The sequence below is a fragment of the Lysinibacillus sp. RS10 genome (genome assembly GCF_041956855.1).
Lineage (GTDB): Bacteria > Bacillota > Bacilli > Bacillales_A > Planococcaceae > Lysinibacillus > Lysinibacillus xylanilyticus_A.
On record NZ_CP167122.1, the window covers coordinates 1,466,578 to 1,487,108 of the forward strand.

Annotated in this window: 19 protein-coding genes and 3 pseudogenes; 15 read left to right on the top strand and 7 right to left on the bottom strand. The window is 35.3% G+C overall.

The window, feature by feature from the left end:
- Positions 1-988: 988 nt before the first annotated feature.
- The 4 genes from ACB089_RS07390 to lepA all read left to right on the top strand — a co-directional run bounded on the left by ACB089_RS07390 (position 989) and on the right by lepA (position 7,972).
- Entirely contained in the window at positions 989-2,887 is a 1,899-nt protein-coding gene (locus ACB089_RS07390) for an acyltransferase family protein (RefSeq protein WP_374965859.1), read from the top strand.
- Positions 2,888-3,573: 686 nt separating this feature from the next.
- On the top strand, positions 3,574-4,752 hold the full coding sequence (fmdA, locus tag ACB089_RS07395) for a formamidase (RefSeq protein WP_374965860.1): 1,179 nt from the start codon (positions 3,574-3,576) through the stop codon (positions 4,750-4,752).
- 20 nt (positions 4,753-4,772) lie between these two features.
- Positions 4,773-5,042: a zinc ribbon domain-containing protein gene (locus tag ACB089_RS07400; RefSeq protein WP_374965861.1), complete on the top strand. Its 270-nt coding sequence runs from the start codon at positions 4,773-4,775 to the stop codon at positions 5,040-5,042.
- A 1,103-nt stretch (positions 5,043-6,145) separates the two neighbouring features.
- On the top strand, positions 6,146-7,972 hold the full coding sequence (lepA, locus tag ACB089_RS07405; RefSeq protein ID WP_374965862.1) for a translation elongation factor 4: 1,827 nt from the start codon (positions 6,146-6,148) through the stop codon (positions 7,970-7,972).
- Between the two features lie 247 nt (positions 7,973-8,219).
- Here lepA and ACB089_RS07410 read toward each other — a convergent pair whose 3' ends face one another.
- From ACB089_RS07410 to ACB089_RS07435, 6 genes are all read right to left on the bottom strand, one after another.
- Positions 8,220-8,756 carry a hypothetical protein gene (locus ACB089_RS07410; RefSeq protein ID WP_374965863.1) on the bottom strand — a complete coding sequence of 179 codons (537 nt, stop codon included), beginning with the start codon at positions 8,754-8,756 and terminating at the stop codon, positions 8,220-8,222.
- Positions 8,753-8,941 carry a hypothetical protein gene (locus tag ACB089_RS07415; RefSeq protein ID WP_374965864.1) on the bottom strand — a complete coding sequence of 63 codons (189 nt, stop codon included), beginning with the start codon at positions 8,939-8,941 and terminating at the stop codon, positions 8,753-8,755. The genes ACB089_RS07410 and ACB089_RS07415 overlap by 4 nt, the downstream gene beginning before the upstream one ends.
- 138 nt (positions 8,942-9,079) lie before the next feature.
- Positions 9,080-9,331 (bottom strand): hypothetical protein, encoded by a 252-nt coding sequence (locus tag ACB089_RS07420; RefSeq protein ID WP_374965865.1) that lies wholly within the window; start codon positions 9,329-9,331, stop codon positions 9,080-9,082.
- Between the two features lie 502 nt (positions 9,332-9,833).
- Complete coding sequence (locus ACB089_RS07425) at positions 9,834-10,868, bottom strand: ElyC/SanA/YdcF family protein (protein WP_374965866.1); 1,035 nt, start codon at positions 10,866-10,868, stop codon at positions 9,834-9,836.
- Between the two features lie 370 nt (positions 10,869-11,238).
- Positions 11,239-11,664 carry a GNAT family N-acetyltransferase gene (locus ACB089_RS07430; RefSeq protein WP_374965867.1) on the bottom strand — a complete coding sequence of 142 codons (426 nt, stop codon included), beginning with the start codon at positions 11,662-11,664 and terminating at the stop codon, positions 11,239-11,241.
- A gap of 3 nt (positions 11,665-11,667) precedes the next feature.
- On the bottom strand, positions 11,668-12,225 hold the full coding sequence (locus ACB089_RS07435) for a GNAT family N-acetyltransferase (protein WP_374965868.1): 558 nt from the start codon (positions 12,223-12,225) through the stop codon (positions 11,668-11,670).
- 194 nt (positions 12,226-12,419) lie between these two features.
- Between ACB089_RS07435 and ACB089_RS07440 the strand changes: the two are divergent.
- The 6 genes and pseudogenes from ACB089_RS07440 (at position 12,420) to ACB089_RS07465 (ending at position 17,349) form a co-directional block, all read left to right on the top strand.
- A pseudogene (locus ACB089_RS07440) lies at positions 12,420-13,172 on the top strand (GNAT family N-acetyltransferase).
- 284 nt (positions 13,173-13,456) lie between these two features.
- A pseudogene (locus tag ACB089_RS07445) lies at positions 13,457-13,800 on the top strand (cupin domain-containing protein).
- 122 nt (positions 13,801-13,922) lie between these two features.
- Positions 13,923-14,606: a VOC family protein gene (locus ACB089_RS07450; RefSeq protein ID WP_374965869.1), complete on the top strand. Its 684-nt coding sequence runs from the start codon at positions 13,923-13,925 to the stop codon at positions 14,604-14,606.
- Positions 14,607-14,699: 93 nt separating this feature from the next.
- Complete coding sequence (locus ACB089_RS07455) at positions 14,700-15,116, top strand: GNAT family N-acetyltransferase (protein WP_374965870.1); 417 nt, start codon at positions 14,700-14,702, stop codon at positions 15,114-15,116.
- Between the two features lie 33 nt (positions 15,117-15,149).
- Complete coding sequence (locus tag ACB089_RS07460) at positions 15,150-16,151, top strand: zinc-dependent alcohol dehydrogenase family protein (protein ID WP_374965871.1); 1,002 nt, start codon at positions 15,150-15,152, stop codon at positions 16,149-16,151.
- A 439-nt stretch (positions 16,152-16,590) separates the two neighbouring features.
- A complete protein-coding gene (locus ACB089_RS07465) occupies positions 16,591-17,349 on the top strand; it encodes a formate/nitrite transporter family protein (protein WP_374965872.1) in 759 nt (252 codons plus the stop codon).
- 219 nt (positions 17,350-17,568) lie between these two features.
- On the opposite strand, the gene ACB089_RS07470 is transcribed toward ACB089_RS07465, so the two are convergent.
- Positions 17,569-17,835, bottom strand: coding sequence for a hypothetical protein (locus ACB089_RS07470; protein ID WP_375122137.1), 267 nt, complete (start codon positions 17,833-17,835; stop codon positions 17,569-17,571).
- A 90-nt stretch (positions 17,836-17,925) separates the two neighbouring features.
- On the opposite strand from ACB089_RS07470, the gene ACB089_RS07475 reads away from it, so the two are divergent.
- From ACB089_RS07475 to ACB089_RS07495, 5 genes and pseudogenes are all read left to right on the top strand, one after another.
- Entirely contained in the window at positions 17,926-18,228 is a 303-nt protein-coding gene (locus ACB089_RS07475) for a hypothetical protein (RefSeq protein WP_374965874.1), read from the top strand.
- Positions 18,229-18,384: 156 nt separating this feature from the next.
- Positions 18,385-18,813, top strand: a complete 429-nt coding sequence (locus ACB089_RS07480; RefSeq protein WP_374965875.1) for a GatB/YqeY domain-containing protein — start codon at positions 18,385-18,387, stop codon at positions 18,811-18,813.
- A 429-nt stretch (positions 18,814-19,242) separates the two neighbouring features.
- Positions 19,243-19,368: pseudogene (locus ACB089_RS07485) on the top strand (zinc ribbon domain-containing protein); the annotation flags it as partial.
- A gap of 406 nt (positions 19,369-19,774) precedes the next feature.
- Positions 19,775-20,029 (top strand): hypothetical protein, encoded by a 255-nt coding sequence (locus tag ACB089_RS07490; protein WP_375122148.1) that lies wholly within the window; start codon positions 19,775-19,777, stop codon positions 20,027-20,029.
- On the top strand, positions 19,975-20,451 hold the full coding sequence (locus ACB089_RS07495) for an NAD-dependent epimerase/dehydratase family protein (protein WP_374965876.1): 477 nt from the start codon (positions 19,975-19,977) through the stop codon (positions 20,449-20,451). Before ACB089_RS07490 ends, ACB089_RS07495 begins: the two co-directional genes overlap by 55 nt.
- Positions 20,452-20,531 lie beyond the last annotated feature (80 nt).

Here is a 20,531-nt window from a genome sequence, read left to right on the forward strand (position 1 = left end):
ATTACGATGCCTATTGTTAGTAAAATTACCAAGAATTTTTTTTAAAAAAAATAGTTGTTAGACCTTTAAATTGTTCATTCCTTGGCTTATAATTTTCAAGGCAGTTTATAAAGATTTGATTTGGAAAAAGTTTTTGAACTGCATATGCAAAAGGCGAAACACGCTTTTGAAGCATCTACCATTTTTGGAGATGCTTTTTTGACGAAAAGAATGTGGAAAGATAAGCGATTATTTTAAATGGAATAAAGTACAACTATACATATGAAGAGCTTAATTGTGTTGTTTAAGTTATCAAGGGAAAATTTAAAATATTCATGCGAATTGATTGGAGAAATATTGGGTGTAAGTTGTGGAGAACCCAGTTATTTCTCTTGAACTATTAGCTGTCTGAGAGGGACAAAAATTTTCTAAGATATCATTTTATATAAACTTTTATAGTTACTCACCCGTCATTCATATAAGTGAGTGCACTGAATTGTTAGTTAAAAGGGGACGATGTTTGGCTTTATACTAAAGTTTACACTATGAAAAATGTAAAATATTTGTAGATAATTGGCTCACACCAAAAGTTGAGGATGACATTTGTTAAAACGTATGCCTTTTATCTTCATTCAGTAGAAGACTCCCACCTCTGAAGGTAGTGAGATAAATACGGATGTGGTTCCCTGTCAATAGGTTCCATACCCCCTACTGAATGAAGATAAAGCCTCCGACGGATGTCACGGATTTTCAAAGGAATGAATTTAGGATGTTAGCCTAAAATCTTCGCATCCTGCGAAAACGGCTAACTGACCTGCATCGTGCTGCTGTCGCTACGCTTTCGCGCAAAAAACATCTGTTGCTGCCGCTACGTTAACACTACGCTTTCGCACAAAAAACATTTGCAGGCCTGGGCACAATTCAAAATCCGGACGCAATTACGCCAAGGCGAAATCAACCACACGTTATGGTGATGAACTAGATTATTGGAAGAAGAGGAAGGAATATTATGTCAGGCAAGACGTTCAATCATCGTTATATCCCGGGGCTTGATGGGATTCGAGCTTTAGCAGTACTAGCTGTTATTGCTTATCATTTTAACTTCAGCTGGGCCAGTGGTGGGTTCCTAGGAGTTGATATCTTTTTTGTTTTATCAGGTTACTTAATAACCTCTACCATTTTACCTTTAAAAGGAAATCAGTTAACAGTAGGATTAGGGAAATTTTGGATTGGACGATTTCGACGTTTACTACCTGCTGCGTATGTAATGATTATTACTTCATTCGCTTGGGCGACCCTGTTTCATCAGGAACTTCTCAATACGTTGCGCGGAGATGCAATATCCTCTATTTTTTACTCAAGTAATTGGTGGTTCATTTTTCATGAAATTTCTTATTTTGATAGTTTTGGATCCCCTTCACCTTTAAAAAATTTATGGTCTTTAGCTATTGAGGAACAATTTTATCTTATTTGGCCGATTCTGTTAATGCTTGGGCTTTATATTGTTAAAAAACAGAGTAAATTAGCCATTTTCATATTTATCGGTGCATTATGTTCAGCTACGTTAATGGGCATACTATATGAGCCAGGAGCTGACCCAAGTCGTGTATATTATGGGACAGATACGCGTTGCTTTGAATTATTAATAGGCTGTTGGCTAGCTCTCGTTTGGCCGATGAAAAGATTATCGTCACAAAAACTATCTATGGAGCATGCCAAGAAACTAGATATTATAAGCCTTGTTGCTTTTACTATTTTCATTTTAAGTATTATTTTTGTAGATGAATATCAAACTTTCTTATATAGAGGTGGTATGTTCCTATTTTGTTTGAATGCAGCTGTATTAATAGCATGTGTTTGTCATCCGATTAGCTTTTTAGGGAAAATGCTTTCTATGAAGCCTCTACGTTGGATTGGTTCAAGATCGTATGGAATTTATTTATGGCATTATCCGATTATCGTGTTAGGTACGCCAGTCCACGAAATAGGTAATCCTGTTTTCTGGCGAGTTGCTTTACAACTAGTTCTTATTTTGATAATTGCTGAATTATCGTATCGTTTTATCGAAATGCCGATACGTAAGGAAGGGTTCCGTTCCTATTATCGACAGTACCTTGCATTTAATAAAAATAAATGGGGCAGCTATTCGTTCACTAGAAAAATTTCAACAGTGCTCATTCCTCTATTCCTTTTAGTATTTTTGACTGGAATTACAGGAGTTGTAGGGAAAGAACAAACGGAATCAAAAGAATCCCAGCTAACAGAAGTTAAAATTAATGGTGCTGAACAAGCTGCAAAGCGAGATGATACCGTAACGGAAAAAGAAACAACAGAAAGTGATTCATCAAATGTTGAGGATGGGGAAGGTGAAACTAGTGCTCAACCGGACATAAAAGAGCCTGAACAGGAGGAAAATGATCCAACTGCTAACGCTATGAATGAATCTTATACTGGAATATTGGCTATTGGAGATTCTGTCATGATAGATATTGCTACAAGCTTACATCAGATCTATCCGGACATTACAATTGATGCAAAAGTTGGTCGCCAAGTTTCACAAGCCGTCAAACTGGCTCCAAATTATGCTAGTTTTAATCAGCCAGATAAAGCAGTTATTATTCAACTTGGCACAAATGGTTACTTTTCGAGTGATCAGATTGATGCACTACTTGCAGCTTTCTCCAATGCCGATATTTATTTAGTAAATACTCGGGTACCGCGTTCTTGGGAAGGTAAAGTGAATTATTCTTTACAACAAAAAGCTCAAGAGCATGATAATATTACATTGATTGATTGGCATTCGGCTGCTATTAACCATCCAGAGTATTTTGCTTCAGATGGTGTACATTTAGAACAAAAAGGTATTGAGACGTTAACGAACCTTATTCAACAATCGATAGATAAATAATCAATTAAGTAAAAAAATAGTCAGCATGCACCTTACTATAGGTGTAGCTGGCTATTTTTATGTTAAGAATAAAGGAAAACCTCTTGCATTTTTCTCAGTTCTAACTATTAACGCTTTTTCGCTTTTCATCATGTTTTGCAGAGGAAATGGCACATCAATCAGAATAACCATTGATTTGACTGTCTTTATACCGTTCTAATGTTGTGGTTTGTATAAGGTTCATAGTAGTATTCATACTAGTTTAAAGGTTCCAGAATTTCCTTTATATCTACGGTTCAGAGCTTGTGGGGTTAGTTGTTAGCCCCAATTGGCGTTCCAATGTTAATACTGTACTTTATTGTCGGTACATATTTGCATAAAAAAGGAAAAATTAATGATCCTAGTTACAAATCATTTATATATACAATAAATAACAAATAAATTAAATGATAACTATATATAAATAGTTGTTTGCATCTATTTTTCTTATAAATAATTAGAATATTTAGAAAAACAGGTGAGTATAGGGGATACTGAATGTGTGAGGTTTTTAAATAAGAAATAATACATTTGACTGCCCTAGATTCATTCTAGTTTGTTCTTTGAAATAAAGATAGAATATTCAAAATAATTTGACATTACTATTTATCTTTGATAATATGAAATCGCATACGTCATTTAGATATAAACTGGGGGGATTAAGTCAAATGGTGAAAACTCTGTACAAACTAGATTTAAGCAAATCAATGGAAGAACAGGCACATCCTGGTCACAATCGATGGCACCCAGACATACCAGCAGCATTTTCAGTAGATCCAGGCACTTCTTTTAGAATGGAATGTAAAGACTGGACAGATGGACAAATTAAGAATGATGATAGCCCAAATGATGTTCGGGATGTGAATCTTGCACGTGTTCATGTGTTGAGTGGACCGGTCTATGTGAACGGCGTTGAACCTGGAGATTTACTTGTCGTAGATATTTTAGATATTGGTACTTTTCAAGATTCGGCGTGGGGGTTTAACGGCATTTTCGCAAGAGAGAATGGGGGAAGTTTCTTAGTTGACGAATTTCCAGAAGCAGCTAAATCAATCTGGGATTTTGAAGGCATTTATACCACTTCGAGACACGTACCTGGTGTGAAGTTTGCTGGGATTATCCATCCTGGCTTAATAGGCGTTGCTCCCTCTATGGAACTTTTGCAAAAATGGAATGAACGAGAAAAAGAACTCATTATGACCAACCCGGACCGGGTTCCAACGTTGGCCAATGCACCAACTCCGGAGAGGGCAGTGCTCGGCACATTAAAAGGGGCTGAGTTTGATCGAGTAGCTAAGGAAGGAGCTCGAACAGTACCACCAAGGGAAAATGGCGGGAACTGTGATATTAAAAATCTATCTAAAGGGACGAAAATCTTCTTCCCAGTATTTGTGGAGGGAGCGAAGTTATCGGTAGGAGATCTTCATTTTTCACAAGGGGATGGAGAAATCACATTTTGTGGTGGTATCGAGATGGCAGGATGGATTGATCTAAAGGTGGATGTCATTAAAGGTGGCATGGAAACCTATAAAATTTACGAAAATCCTGTATTCCAACCGGGCCCAGTAGATCCAAACTATAATGATTTCCTCGTTTTCCAAGGGATTTCAGTAGATAATAAGGATGGGAAACAACATTATTTAGATGCTACTCTTGCGTTTCGTCGGGCATGCTTGAATGCCATTGAGTATTTAAAAACGCTGGGATATACAGGTGAACAAGCATATATGCTGCTGAGTACAGCACCTGTTGAAAGTCGAATCAATGGCATAGTCGATGTTCCAAATGCTTGTTGTACCATTGCAATCCCTACAAAAATATTCGATAAAAATATTATGCCAAAATGATAGGATAAGGAGGTTTATTCTTGCCTAGTTACACATTTCGTTGCAATGATTGTGGAGATTTTACGTTATTTTTTAAATCAATGGCAGGGAATAAAGACAAATCAACTTGTCCTATTTGCCAATTAGAGTCAAATCGGGTCTATTTTGCACCGAATGTGTATTCACTTTCGAGAGCACTTAGTTCGCAAATCGAAAAGGGAATGGAACCGCAAATAATGAGTCGAGAAGAATTAGGGACCAATAAGCCAAGGAAAAATGCGAGCGCGAATCGTCCGTGGCAATTCGGGTAAGCATCTGTTGCTTTACTGAATATATTGGATAAAGATGCTATTCTATCATTCAGAGAAGGCGCCTACTGTGGTAGGCAAGGTAATAAGACTGACAGTAGTTTTCTGTCTGGTTTATTGCGGGTGGTATCCCTAAGGGCCGAGCGTTGTCGGTAGGATTTTTTATCAGTTCCCGACAGAAGACTCCCGCCTCAAGCGTTAGCTAAGTGGTGAGTAGTTCAATTCAACGTATATTAATCATCTCTAAACGACAAAAAGCTGATTGCCCGTGTAAATGATGGCCAATCAGCTTTTTGTGTCGTCTTGAAGTGCAATATTAAAGCGCCAAGCGGTTTAACAGCTGGCCTGGACATTATATATTGTCTAATTTAGAAGGAAATCATTCCCTTTTGTCGAATTAAATATAGATGGAAAAGGGGACGTTTTATGCAAAGAGAACAGCTTAAACAAAGAATATTAAGAAACCATCTAAATTTATTTCATATTTGAAAGAACTAATAAGCGAGAATAGATTTTACGATGGTGAAGTGTTAGAAATATCATTGCTCCTCATAAAAAATGGATCTGAAAGTTTATCGGATAAACAATGGCATGTCTTTTTAGAGAATGGTATATTACGTGATAAATATGTAGATAAATGCGAAAGATGTTCTGAACATATTCCTTGGACAAATATGTATAGTGCTATATTTATAAATAAAAATTACCTTGGTTCTAACTGTAGTTATTTAGAAAATAAAGTAACCTTCCACAATTATCTGTGAAGGGTTATCTAATGTACCTAGAAATGCACTGTGCCAAGCAGTACTATTTTTTATATAAGTGAGCTATTCTTATAATTTACCAACAAAAAAAGACCGAAGTAATTAGCCTCAATCTTTCTTACTCACGCATTCCTGTACACACGCTCGCCGTATTTTATTAGACCCAATCTAGCCCCAATCTAGCCCCAAAATCATGCTGTAATATACATTAACCTGCAAAATCTAAAAAACGCGTAAAACACTTACAAGTATTGATGTAATAGGCTTTCTAGTCTAGTTGTTGTTGTACTTTGCATATCTTTCATAGTATAATTCATTATAGTTTAATTAGGAGTGGAAAAGATGAACCGAGAAGCACGTTTAAAAAGACAAGAGAATATACGAAATTTCTCTATTATTGCACATATTGACCACGGGAAATCAACGCTTGCTGACCGTATTTTAGAGCAAACGAAGTCATTAACATCTCGTGAAATGAAAGCACAGCTCCTCGACTCAATGGATTTAGAGCGTGAGCGAGGCATAACGATTAAATTAAATGCAGTACAATTAAAGTATGAAGCTAAAAATGGCGAAGTGTATACATTCCATTTAATCGACACACCAGGACACGTCGATTTCACATATGAAGTATCACGTAGTTTAGCTGCTTGTGAGGGTGCAATTTTAGTTGTCGACGCAGCACAAGGCATTGAAGCACAAACACTAGCAAACGTTTATTTAGCGCTTGATAACGACCTAGAAATTTTACCTGTTATCAATAAAATCGATTTACCAGCAGCAGATCCAGAACGCGTACGTCAAGAAGTTGAAGACGTAATTGGGTTAGATGCTTCTGAAGCGGTACTAGCTTCTGCTAAGGCCGGTATCGGTATTGAAGATATTTTAGAGCAAATTGTAGAGAAGGTACCTGCACCAACTGGTGATCCAGAAGCACCACTACAAGCCCTTATTTTTGACTCTGTCTATGATGCCTACAAAGGTGTTATTATTTCCATTCGAATTGTCAATGGTACAGTAAAACCAGGCGACAAAATTCGTATGATGGCTACTGGAGCAGAATTTGAAGTTATTGAGGTAGGGGTACATACACCAAAAGTTGTACCACAGGATGAACTAACAGTTGGTGACGTAGGCTATTTAACAGCGTCCATTAAAAACGTTGGTGATACTCGTGTAGGGGATACAGTTACATTTGCGAATCGCCCTGCGGCTGAAGCATTAGCAGGTTACCGCCGTTTAAATCCAATGGTTTATTGCGGATTATACCCAATCGATACGGCAAAATATAATGACTTACGTGAAGCGTTAGAAAAGCTAGAGCTGAATGACTCTGCATTACAATATGAACCAGAGACATCACAAGCGCTTGGCTTCGGTTTCCGTTGTGGCTTCTTAGGGCTGCTACATATGGAAATTATTCAAGAGCGTATTGAGCGTGAATTTAACATTGATTTAATTACAACAGCACCTTCCGTTATTTACAATGTTCATATGACGGATGATACATCAATAAAGGTTGACAACCCATCATTTATGCCTGATCCACAAAAAATTGATCGAGTGGAAGAGCCATATGTCAAAGCAACAATTATGGTGCCGAACGATTATGTAGGGGCAGTTATGGAGCTTTGTCAATTGAAGCGTGGTAATTTCATGACGATGGATTATATTGATACATCACGTGTCAGCATTATTTATGAAATGCCGTTATCAGAAATCGTTTATGATTTCTTTGATTATTTAAAATCAAATACGAAGGGCTATGCATCATTCGACTACGAACTTATTGGTTACCAGACTTCAAAACTAGTGAAGATGGATATTTTACTAAATGGCGAGCAAGTCGATGCACTAAGCTTTATCGTACACCGTGACTTTGCGTACGAACGTGGTAAAATCATCGTAGAAAAATTAAAAGAATTAATCCCACGCCAACAATTCGAAGTGCCAATTCAAGCAGCAGTTGGACAAAAAATTGTGGCGCGCTCAACAATTAAAGCCATGCGTAAAAATGTATTAGCGAAATGTTACGGTGGGGATATTTCTCGTAAACGAAAACTTCTTGATAAACAAAAAGAAGGTAAGAAACGTATGAAACAAGTAGGTTCAGTCGAAGTACCGCAAGAAGCGTTCATGGCTGTTCTGAAGATGGATGATTCGAAGTAATTGAGTAATGATAAAGGGTTTTCTTTGATATATTTGTATGGATATACTGTTTGATTTAATGCTTGCTTTAAATACCTATGATTACACTTATGTTTGGCGAGTATAGCATTCACGCGTCTTCCGATTAATAAATATTGTAAAAAAATAAAAAATGATCTAAGTACAGATAAAAACTGAACTAGGTCATTTTTTTTATGTGGATAACATTACAGTCAAACTCTCAAAGCAAGTGTTGAATATTTTGATATTACTTTATTTCATTAATTATGCTTTTTATCCATTTAGCAACTAACAAATCGCTCTCTTCGAAAGTTATGTTAATTGGCATTTTTAGAAAGTGTAACTCTTTTCGTAAAGAAGGCAACTTCTCTCTTAAAGGCATATTATTTGTTGAATCCTCATCTATAAAAACTAAGGTTTGGGCATCCTCTAACGACTCATATACACGTCCAGTATATTCTACTCCATCTATAAGAGCACAAGCATGTCCTCTAACTTGAGGGTTAGCATAAACATGATTTCCTTTAAGTTTAGAAAGAGAATACAAAAAAGCTTCTAATCTTATTTTATTAATATAAAATTTATGGCCGTAATAGAGTTGTTTGTGCTTTTTTCGATTAACGTCAAAAACTTCATATTGAACGCAGATATCAGTTTCATTAGGTGATTTCTTATTATGCCAATGAGAGAAAGGCATCAATCGCTCTTTTACTAAGAAATTAATATTACTATGATCTAAATCACAACCATAGCTTAAAATAAAAACCTCTTTATGTTCATTCACTTTTTCGGAGACCCCCATGCTGGTAAAGTGTTATGTTTTAAAACAACTTGCGCATAGTGATGTTTGAAATTATCCTCGGCAAGATGGTAATGCCAATTTGTATCAGCACTGTTCATTTCACGACCTACATCTGCCCTCATTATCACCATAGATTTGAAAAACATGTTTGCCTTGTCTGATTCCATTAGCCCCTTGACCTTGAGGACCAAGTATTAAGGTAAGCTAATTAGGCACTTAAAACTCAAATGGATGAATTACTTTTAAGCCATATAAACAATTAAAACCAGATGCTCAAAATTAGTAAGTACCTGGTTACTTACAAATTATATATAATGAGTTGTTTTTTTCTTATTATCCAAATAACGATCTCTAGAATATTGTGTGAAGTCTCTAAACAATTTTGAAAGTGAAGTAGGATCAAAATTAGGACTAGGTGGCATAATCTCAAATAATTGTGGATCATAGGATATGATTTTACCCGTATATGAACCTACAATAATAATTTTTAGTAATCCTTCATCACCCAAGCGTTTATAATGTTCACTTGTAATTAAGATTTCTTGCTCTGGGTGCAATTTTATCCATCTTCTTACTCGAAATTTATTCTTTATTCATATGAATTTTGAACCTATACTTGATACTAATGCAGCAATAAATACTGATTTTTTCATTTGTATATTCCTCCCTCTATATTTCCATTTTAGGAAATAGGGAATAAAATGTACATATAAAAAAGTCACTCATTTTGTAGTGAGCCAGAAATAGCGCAAATACCGTCCACAATACCCGCTAATGCTATTGCTGATAAGACATTAGAAATATTGACAACTGCTTTAGAAACACTTGTTCAAATATTAGTAGTTATTAGTTTTCCTATTACCAGTGTCATTATGGTCGGCGCATGCTTCTTCTCCATGCTGTAATTCTGAAAAAAGCTTGGTCATTAATCATGAATCAGGACTATGCTATGTATTGATTCAGACGTCACAAAAAGGGTACTAGAATATTTACAATTCTGTACCCTTTTGTTGATTAATATTTGTTACACTTCTAAAAAACAAGATAGCTTAATAATAGTCAAAAGAATAATAAGCCACATAAAGAAAGGAATAGAGAGATTCCAAGAATTACTCCGACGACTTTCATATGTCGTTTACGTTCCATTACAACAATAGCAACATATTCACGAACCATTGCATTTGGCCAATAATAAAATGCGGTTTTTGAGCCGATTCCTTGGCTATTTAGACCAGCTTGTCTAGCGTATAGGCCAGCACGGAAAAGATGGAAATTATTCGTTGTAAAGATGCTGTTGTATTTACCATCTGGTTTTAACGTATCCATAACCCGTTTCGAAAATAACATATTTTGATAGGTGTTTACAGAACGATGTTCCTGCATAGTATGCTCAACTGGAATCCCTTTTTCAACAGCGTATTTTTGCATCGCCTCCGCTTCCGGAAGATTCTCATCGGAACCTTGCCCACCAGAGAAAATTATAGTTGGTGGTGATGTAACGGCTGCTTGTTTCTGATAAAAATTAATAGCTTTATTAATTCTACTTGCTAGAAGAGGTGGTACTTGATCGTTAATTAACCCACTGCCTAGCACGATGATAAAATCTTGGTTATACTTGGGTCTATTAAATTGATATAGGAAATAAGCAGTTAGGAAGTTTGATAAATGGATCAAAAAATAAAAAATAATAAGCGATATTCCCCCAAATATAGGTTGGAACATATTAGATAAAACACTTGCTGGATTTATGATAGGGGTTAGGATAAATAATAAAATCATGATAGCTACAATTAAAGTTAAAGAATTTGCAAAACTTCTTCCTTCTCTTTTCATTAAAACTCTTGCATTAAGAAATAGACCAAACATTAAAGCTACGATTCCAAAAGGGATGATAAAGAAAAGAGCGATCATTGGAATAAGAACTATGAGTTTTAAATAATTATTTTCAGATGCTAAAGATGCAATCGTACAAAATAGAAGAAATGAACAGAAAAAGGCATTAAATAAAAAGCCATTTATTATTTTTCTAGGATCTTTCAAGTAAGAAAAAAGAAAAATAAAAAATAGAATAAGCGGAATGATTCCAAAATACATAAAAGTCATGCACCTCGACTATATATTATTGTTTGTTCGATTTAGCTCCTACATGTTAGCTTAAATTAGTGACATGACGTCCTTTTTACTTAAACCTTACATAATTCTTAATAAATATTGTTAATAGTACATGTGTTAAAAAATTCTACCACAAATATGTGGAATGTTAACTTACTCATTCAGTGAGGATACAATATTAATAAATATAGAAATGAAAAGATGAATAGTAAGAGAATTAAATGATGATGATAATAATTGTCCTAACATAGAACTTTGTATCTATATAAGGTTTTCATAGTAGTTGGATAGCTACATGCACCATGACGAGAGCTTGATTTTTTGTTCAAAGCATAGAGGACATTTGCTAATCCTATGAAAGATCCTTTTTTAAATAGTAATGCTTATAATCTCTTCCGACATTGTCCAATGTACCATAGATTTCATATTCATGATTTTGATAAAAATCTAAAGCCTGAAAACTTAAAGTATCTACCTTTATGAAATCACAATCGTTATTTATAGCAATTTGTTCAATTTCTAACAATAATTTAGACCCATACCCTAATCCACGAAGATTCTCATCAATCATAAGTGTATGTATCTCTAACCAATTCCAGCAAATTTCTCCCAGAATGCCTCCACAAATTTGACCTTCTTCATCTGTAAGAAATAAGTTGATTTCTTGATATTTGCCCCTTAAATCATTTGGAAAATGCTTTAGATTATATTCATATAGCTTGTTATTAATATAAGATTTTTTGCCTGCATCTAGTTCTTGTGAAATTTTGTATTGCATAAATTATTCCTCCTCTTTTATATTTGGAAATGTTTGCTTCCAAATCATATGGTGACTGTTTTCACCCCAATAATGCTCAAGTAAAAAATCTGGCTTGCCAAATTTTTTCTGCCAAATCAATTGCGCCTGTTTATAACCACTATCTAAACAAAAGCCTCTACTATTTTTACTCTCTAGCGTAGTTAACATTTGTTGAAATAACATCGTTCCTATGCCTCGATTTTGATAGTTAGGGTGCACAAAAACCGTCCCGATCTCAGGAAAGTCTGTTAGATCTCCCTGTACGTTTTTTTGAATTAATTCATTCGCGATACCATACTCTATTGTTCCTACAATTTTCTTTGTTTCTGCGTGAATGGCTAACCAGAAAAATCGTTCCTCACCTTGGCTATCACAATCTAATTTTAAATAATGTTTTTTTATTTCCCATTCGTTTTTTTGCTCGTCATATAGCTCTGCAAGACCTTCCTTTGCATATGTATCGGCAATAACGAGTAAAAAAAACGTATGCAACTCTTCAGTGTCTGTTGGTTGGGGGCGTCTTAAAATAACTCTCTCCAAATGTCTTCCTCCTTTTCAAGTGGCTGTAATATTATTGTAAATTTATTGAACGAAAAAGTTAAGTGGATTATGATAGCCAATCATCGAAAAGTTGTAAGATAAGAGGAAGGGGCATTGCTAACCATTTTCTATTACCGATAGTATATAGGTAAATGTGGTTACCATTTTTGGTAAATAAAGAGGTGGATGGTAAAGTGGAATATATTCAAATTACTAGGAACAATATTGAACAGGAGCATATATGTTGTGCATTTGGTGCGAAGCAATACGAGCAAGCGGTAAAAGAAAAGAAAGAATGGTTAATGAACCGCATGGATGAAGGGTTGGGTTTTTATCGTCTAAATGATCGGGCAAAGGTGTTTATTGAATATTTACCTGCAAATCAAGCTTGGGTTCCCATTGATGCACCGAATTATATGTATATTAATTGCCTATGGGTTTCAGGGAAATACAAAAATCAAAATCACGCTAGACGATTGTTTGAAAAGTGTAAGGAAGATGCACTAGCGCAAGGTATGGATGGCATCGTACATATAGTTGGAAAGAAAAAGCTTCCATTCCTAAGTGATAAGCGTTTTTTTGAGCATTTAGGATTTAAAGTTGTAGATCAAGCAGCGCCTTATTTTCAGCTGGCTGTCTAAAAATTTAACGATTGTGTCGAGGATCCTTCATTTAAATTACAGGTGAAAAATCCTATATCTAATAACAGTGGTATTGAGATATACTTCACTACCCAATGTCCTTTTGCAGTAGGTGTTATAGGTGATTTGAAAAATATAGCAGAGAAAAGGTGCACTCCTTTCCAGGCCTATCAACTAATGACGAAAGATGAGGCACAGAATGCACCTATCATATGGACTACCTTTGGGCTGCTTTACAATGGTCAGTTTATTACACATGAAATCATGAGTGCAAACAAGTTTGAAAAGTTATTAAATACATTATGAGTGGGGGATCTATCTCCTTCTCATAGACTTTAAAATTAGAGCAAATAAACAGATACCTAATAAGGAACCTATAGTAAACGACCAAGAAAAATAATCGAAAAAGAAGTATGCGATTAATATTGTAAACATATAGCCTATTGCAGTGCCTAGCAATTGCTTTTTAATATTCATCGTTCTCACTCCTGTGTGAAATTTTTAAAAGTTAATATTCTTTATTTATATTTTACACAAATATTGGGTGAATATCCATGTCAATGAAGATTAAGGGAAGGTGGTCATTAGGTTTGAAAATTAGCAAACAGTGTGCAGAACATTATATATGGGGAGATCAATGTGATGGTTGGCATTTAGTTAAGAATAATGATCTCAGTATCATTCATGAGCGTATGCCCACTAAAACAGCAGAGGTAAATCATTATCATCATCATGCACAACAATTTTTCTTTGTACTATCTGGAACAGCAACAATTGATATTGAAGGAAAATGTATCGTCCTACAGAAGAATGAAGGAATTAAAGTGCCGCCCCTTAAACCACATCAGATGCGAAATGATTCAGAGGAAGAAGAAGAAGTAGAGTTTTAGTCATTTCACAACCAAATAGTAGAGGCGATCGTCTACAGCTATAAAGTAATTTTCATTTTTCTTGCGATGAAATGCTTAAATTATAATCTTCATTCTTTTGCATGAGGTATAAATTTATTTTAGTAGATATAGTAAATACAATAAATTGCAAAGGAGATGCTAGACAATGAAGATTACAAAAGTGAAGCTATACGCGTATGATGTACATAAAATGAAGGAATTTTACTGCAATCATTTAGGATTTGCATTAATAACGAATACAGATAATTTTGTTGATATAGCTGTTGGTGAAAGTATTATCACTTTTGAAAAAATACCTTCTTATGTTAAAAAACAATATCATTTTGCATTAAATATTCCATGTAATTTATTTCAACAAGGGAAAATCTGGGTGAAAGATCATGCAGAATTATTATTTTCAGAAGGACAGGATGAAGTATATTATGACAGATTAAAGGCTCATTCATGTTATTTTTATGATCCAGAAGGAAATATTATAGAGCTCATTTCAAGGCAGGAAGTAAATCCAAAACAAGATGCCGATTCTTTTTCACCCGAACATGTACTAAATATTGGTGAAATGAATTTAACGTCGGATGCTATTGATTCAGTAGCTAATAGTTTAAAAGAATACGGTATAACGCCAATGAATAATAACGAAATTCGTTCAAATGTTCTCACGTTTATGGGGAATTATGAGGATGGTGCAAATTTGCTTTTAGGACCAAGTGAACGTATTTGGTATTTTTCTGATAAAAAAGCGATTGTTAGTCCTATTAAGATAGAAATCAATAAAAACTTGCAGCTATGCATGACAGAGAATGGTGATTTTACCATTTCGCAGTTATAAAAAAATGGTCATCAGTTAATTAAATCATAGATTCTAGCTTGAATAAAAAATTCGTTCGTTGTATATTTATTCGAAATTGGAAGGGTGATGTTTATGACGTACGTAATTAGTGAAGAAAACCCAACGATTGGGGCATATAAAACTTTACATCAAACAACAGGCTGGAATGCGAAAGGGCTTTATACGTATGATCAACTATATCAAGCGATTTCTAACAGTTGGTATAGCGCTTCTATTTATGATGATGAGTCATTAATTGGCTATGGAAGAATTATTTCAGATGGCATTTATCAAACCTTTATATGTGATGTCATGGTGCACCCTGATTATCAACGAAAAGGGGTTGGCACAATGGTTATGGAGGTCTTGTTAGAGCATTGTCAAAAAGAAAAAATAAAATGGATTCAGCTTTCATGTGCAAAGGGTAAACAACCTTTTTATCAAAAACTTGGATTCAAAGTACGTGATCCTGATGCTCCAGGAATGATGTTATTTTATGAGCAGTTGTAAAAATATTATTAATCATAAAGGAGTTACAGTTGTTTGAAAGCAAAATGCATTAAATTATATGAATTTGGAAGCCCTAAGGACGTTGTGAAGTTTGAAAATAAAACGATTAAACCTCCTCAAGAACATGAAATTCTTGTTCGAATGCTGGCACGACCTATTAATCCTTCTGATTTAATACCAATATGGGGAAAGTATGCTCATCGCATTTCTTTACCAACTATTCCTGGCTATGAAGGAGTGGGGATTGTAGAGGATGTAGGCCCGTTTGTTTCTCAAAATCTTATTGGAAAGCGTGTATTACCGTTACGAGGAGAAGGGACTTGGCAGGAAATTGTAAGGACTAGCGCAGAATTTGCTATTCCCATTCCCGATTCAATAGATGATTTTACCGCAGCCCAAATGTATATTAACCCAATGACGGCTTGGGTAACTTGTACAGACATACTACAATTGCGACCAAATGATGTATTAGTAGTGAATGCTTGTGGGTCCGCAATTGGACATATTTTTGCTCAACTTGCAAAATTGTTAGGTTTTCAACTAATCGCGGTCACGAGAAATAATAGACATACTGACGATTTAATTCAGCTTGGCGCTTCTTATGTGATAAATACCTCTATAGAACCGCTCTATGAGACAGTAATGGAACTAACAAATGGGAAAGGTGCTGATGCTGCAATTGATTCCGTTGGAGGGGCAGCAGGCAATGAACTTGCTTTCAGTTTGAAACCGGGAGGCAATTTTTTAGCAATTGGCCTTTTATCAGGTGTACAAGTGAATTGGGAAAGTATCGTTAAAGAGGCAAATGTAAAGGCAAATATGTTTCATTTACGTCATTGGAATAAGCAAGTCTCGATTGAAAGATGGCAAGATACATTTCATCACTTAATCGATCTAGTTAATAGTGGTGCGTTAAAAATGATGGCAGTTGATTCTTATTATGATTTGTTAGACATTAAAAAGGCGATAACGGTCGTTGAATCTTCTAAAGCCACTAAAGGGAAGATTTTTTTAACTTCTATCTGTAGAAGTTAAAGCCTCGGACAGATCAAGCTATTGATAGCCTATAGAGAAACGAAGGGGAATCTAATTTACCCTTCGTTTTTTTGCTTTGGATAGGTATTCGATCTCTAGCACTTGTTTTGACCAGTTGTTAGCTGATGAATAGTTGGGTGGCATCATGATCAATCTGTTTCCTAAAAGGTAGCTATTATTTCTGGCACATATGAAAAAGTACAACCTTCGTACTATATATCTTACTACTTTTGTACGCTCTTCCCTTTTAAAATACATGAATATATGTTAATTTGATGCAATTTACTTTAAATCTGCTAATAACCATTATTTTGGGATAATATTTGATAAAATGAAACTCTTGTTTAAAAGTTGATTAGAGTGAAAATGGGGTAACCACTTGTGATCAGCGTTAAAAATGAGATATAAATTAGTTTGATGTTTTTTAGGAGATGAAAGTATGAAAGAAACAATTTCTGCTGTTTGTTTAACAGCTGAAACAAAAATTAGAATGATGAAGCATAGACCTGTGAATTATTTACTGCAGGCAATTTTTGGAGGGCTTTTTATTGGCTTTGGCATTTTGCTCATCGTTACTATTGGAGGCTTATTGAGTCCTGCTGGGGTACCAAGTATGAAAATCGTACAAGGATTAGCATTTGGTGTGGCCCTTAGTATGGTCATGATGGCTGGGGCAAATTTATTTACGGGTGATAATTTAGTTTTAACGGTTAGTACACTATCAAAAAAATCATCTCCGTTTGAAATGTTAGGCATTTGGATGTCTAGTTACATAGGAAACTTCTTTGGTTCTCTTTTAGCAGCCGCATTATTTTTTTACTCGGGGCTAGCAGCAGGAGACACAGCAGCTTACATTGAAAAACTGGCTACAGCTAAGATGAGTGGTAGTTTCATTGAACTTTTATGTCGAGGTATTTTATGTAATTTGCTTGTATGCTTGGCAGTATGGTGTACCTATAAATTAAAGACAGAGACTGGGAAATTAGTGATGATTTTCTGCTGTATTTTTCCTTTTGTTACAATCGGATTTGAGCACTGTATAGCAAATATGACATTGTTTTCACTTGCTCTTTTAGTACCTCATGGTGAACTAGTATCGTTTGCTGGAGCCTTTTCAAATTTAATACCTGTAACACTAGGTAATATTATTGGGGGAGCGGTTATTGGTTTTGTCTATTGGGTAAATGCAAAAGAGTAATATTTGAATGACAATTGCAATTAGTATCTTTACTTATTAGGAGAATTAGTAACATATTATGTGTTATAGCAGTTTTACATACAAAGGGTAAATCATGAGATTATTTGAAGTAAAATTAACGGATGAATACTTGACAAATCCCATCTATTAATACTTTGACTTTGAGATAAATCATAGATAGAATGACAAGTAGAGTTACTTATGTGTAACTCTACTTTTTTAACTTCTTTCAGCAGATGTCCAAATATCCGCTGAAATAGAGGTGCTCAAGCTAAGAGCTTCACATCCTGTGAAAACGCCTGAGTGACCAACGTCATGTTGCTGACGCTTCGCTTTCGCACAGACAAAACCATGTTGCTGACGCTTCGCTTTCGCACAGACAAAACCATGTTGCTGACGCTTCGCTTTCGCACAGACAAAACCATGTTGCTGACGCTTCGCTTTCGCACAGACAAAAACCATGTTGCTGACGCTTCGCTTTCGCACAAAAAACATCTGGCGGATGTCAATATAATTAATTTCGTGAATTTAATTGATAGATTAATAGATTATATAAAAGTGAGGAGGAAGACGATCATGAAACAAGAAGTGAATCAACATACCATCCTTCAAGCAATTTTGGAGCTTTCTAAGCAAATGCAAGAAATGAAATTAGATCTTCAGCAACAAATTGAAGCGGTCGAAAGAAGATTAGAAGAGAAACTCGATACAGTCGAAAGAAGATTAGATGAAAAAATCGAAGCAGTGGAAGTAAAGTTAGATAAGGTTGAACAAAATTTAAGCAAAAAAATTGATTTTTTAGATTCAAAAGTTGGAATTGTATCACTTGATTTATTAGAGACAAAAGCTGAAGTATCTGTTCTTCAACAAACAAAATAGTATAAGTTAACATACCGTATCCTATAGGGGTACGGTGTTTTTTCTTTCTTCAGAAATGTCTTATGTGGCGAAAGCAAAGTGACAGTCACAATTACGCTAAGGTGTATTTGATGGTATAATATTATTTGAAATAAATGGCTAGAAGGAGTGAAAAGATTGTTAAAAACAGAGGTATTTGAACAATTAAAAAAGGCAATGAAAGAAAAGGACGTATTAGCAAAAGGCGTACTAACGCTTTTAAAATCTGCCCTAGATTTAGCTGAGAAGGAAAAGGGAGAAGCTTTATCGACTGAAGAGGAAATTGCTATCGTTAATCGTGAGGTTAAGCAAACAAATCAGGCATTAGAGGGTGCTCAAAATGCAGGACGAGCTGACTTAATTGAAAAAGAGGAAGCGAAATTAGTACTATTAAAATCATTTTTGCCAAAGCAATTAACTGAAGAAGAAATTGTAGAAAAACTTGTGGCAGCTGGCGTTGTAAAAGGGATGAATATGGGGGAAGCGATGAAAATTGCAAAACCTCTATTAACTGGTCAAGCAGAAGGTGCTATTATCTCAAAAGTTGTGAAAAGTTTAATTTCATAATTATAGTTTAATCGGATCGCCTTCTATGTAGGTGATCCGATTGTTTTAGTTAACATTCGTCTTTTTACCTTTCTATTATCCAAGAAGTAAATTTTCTTTTAGTAACTATTGCTAAATCTCTAATGAGACAAGGAAGACGTTCAACGACTATCTCCTTGAGGGAGAGTAAAACCGCAAGCGAATGGCGGAAGAAAAATGTGGCTCTTATCAGAAGATAAGATGAAGATATAGTCTGCGCTTATGTGAAAGCATAAGAGGTCTACTCATGAGAGAAAGACTGCATGAAGGGTTGCGCCTTCGTGTGAACAAGAAAAATAGATACAACTATAAAAATGTTAACAACCTCTCTAAATAGGGTAAAGTATTTTATCTTAGTGAAAGAGAGGTGGTACGCATGGAATTAATGTTCATTGGGAAATTTGCTAAACCTGTTCTGGTTGTGGACAAATCAAATCCGATTTGAAACTGAAAGACAGATTATTTATCTGCTCTTGCGGCTTAAAGATGGATAGAGATTTGAACGCAAGCATTAACTTAGCAAATAATCCAATCTAAGGAATTTAACTTATTTCAGCGGGTGTCTAAACATCCTCTGAAATAGAGGAACTCAGGCTAAGAGCTTCACGCCCTGTGAAAACGCCTAAGTGACCAACGACGTGTTGCTGACGCTACGTTAGCACTGCGCTTTCGCATAAAAAACATCTGTTGGTCTAAAGCCTCCGGACGCAACTATGCCGAGGCATAATTGAACTGAAACTAAGCCTTAGATGTGTACGCAACGATACTGCGGAATTTAAGCCTTTGGAGAGTCATACCTAAATGGCAGTAGCCTCGGCGAAACCAGACTCGGAGAATAAGGAAGACACAAAAACGAAAGTCAAAAGATATAAGTTGTGTCACAGTAGAGATGTCTACATTTTTTTAAGAAATGTATATGTTTTTCGTATCGGAAAAGCAACATATGCGATGTTTAGATATGGTGGTTAAAATAGCCGAAAAGCAAAGAGCAAAGATTGCGCTTGTTGATAATATTTATGCATATGGAAGACAATCCACAAACCGAATTACAGAGGAGACGAGAAAAGAACCGCAGACAAAGAAGGGGAAAATTCGTTTAGCAATGGAAAATAAATTGAAGGAAAGTAATATACCATCGTTCATTTGCCTGATTTATATGGACCGAATGCAGAGAATACAATACTCTATGAAACGTTAAAAAACGTTGCGCAAGGTAAAAAAGCTAATTTTGTAGGAAATATGCAGGTGAAAAGGGAATTCCTTTATACAGTTGATGGAGCAAAGGCTATGGTTGAGTTTGCTTTACGAGATAACACATATAATCAGAATTGGAACGTGCCAGCTGTTCATACAATTACAGGGGAAGAACTAGTAAAAATTTTACGTGACATCACAGGCTACAAAAAAGGTATTCGTACAGTCTCTAAAGGGATGATTCGTCTTATCGGAATATTTTCTCCTTCTATGAAAGAAGTGGTTGAAATATTGTATGCAACAGAAAAACCGGTCATTTTAAGCGGGGAAAAATACGAAAAGGAAATAGGCACGTTACCACGTACTTCATATAGAGTAGGGCTAGAAGAAAAGATTATATGGATGAACAAGAGGGCATTAAAATAGAAGTACTTTTAAAAATCATAACAAAAATCCGCATAGACTTCTGTTGGGAGAAACTTACCCACAAAAAGTATAGCGGATTT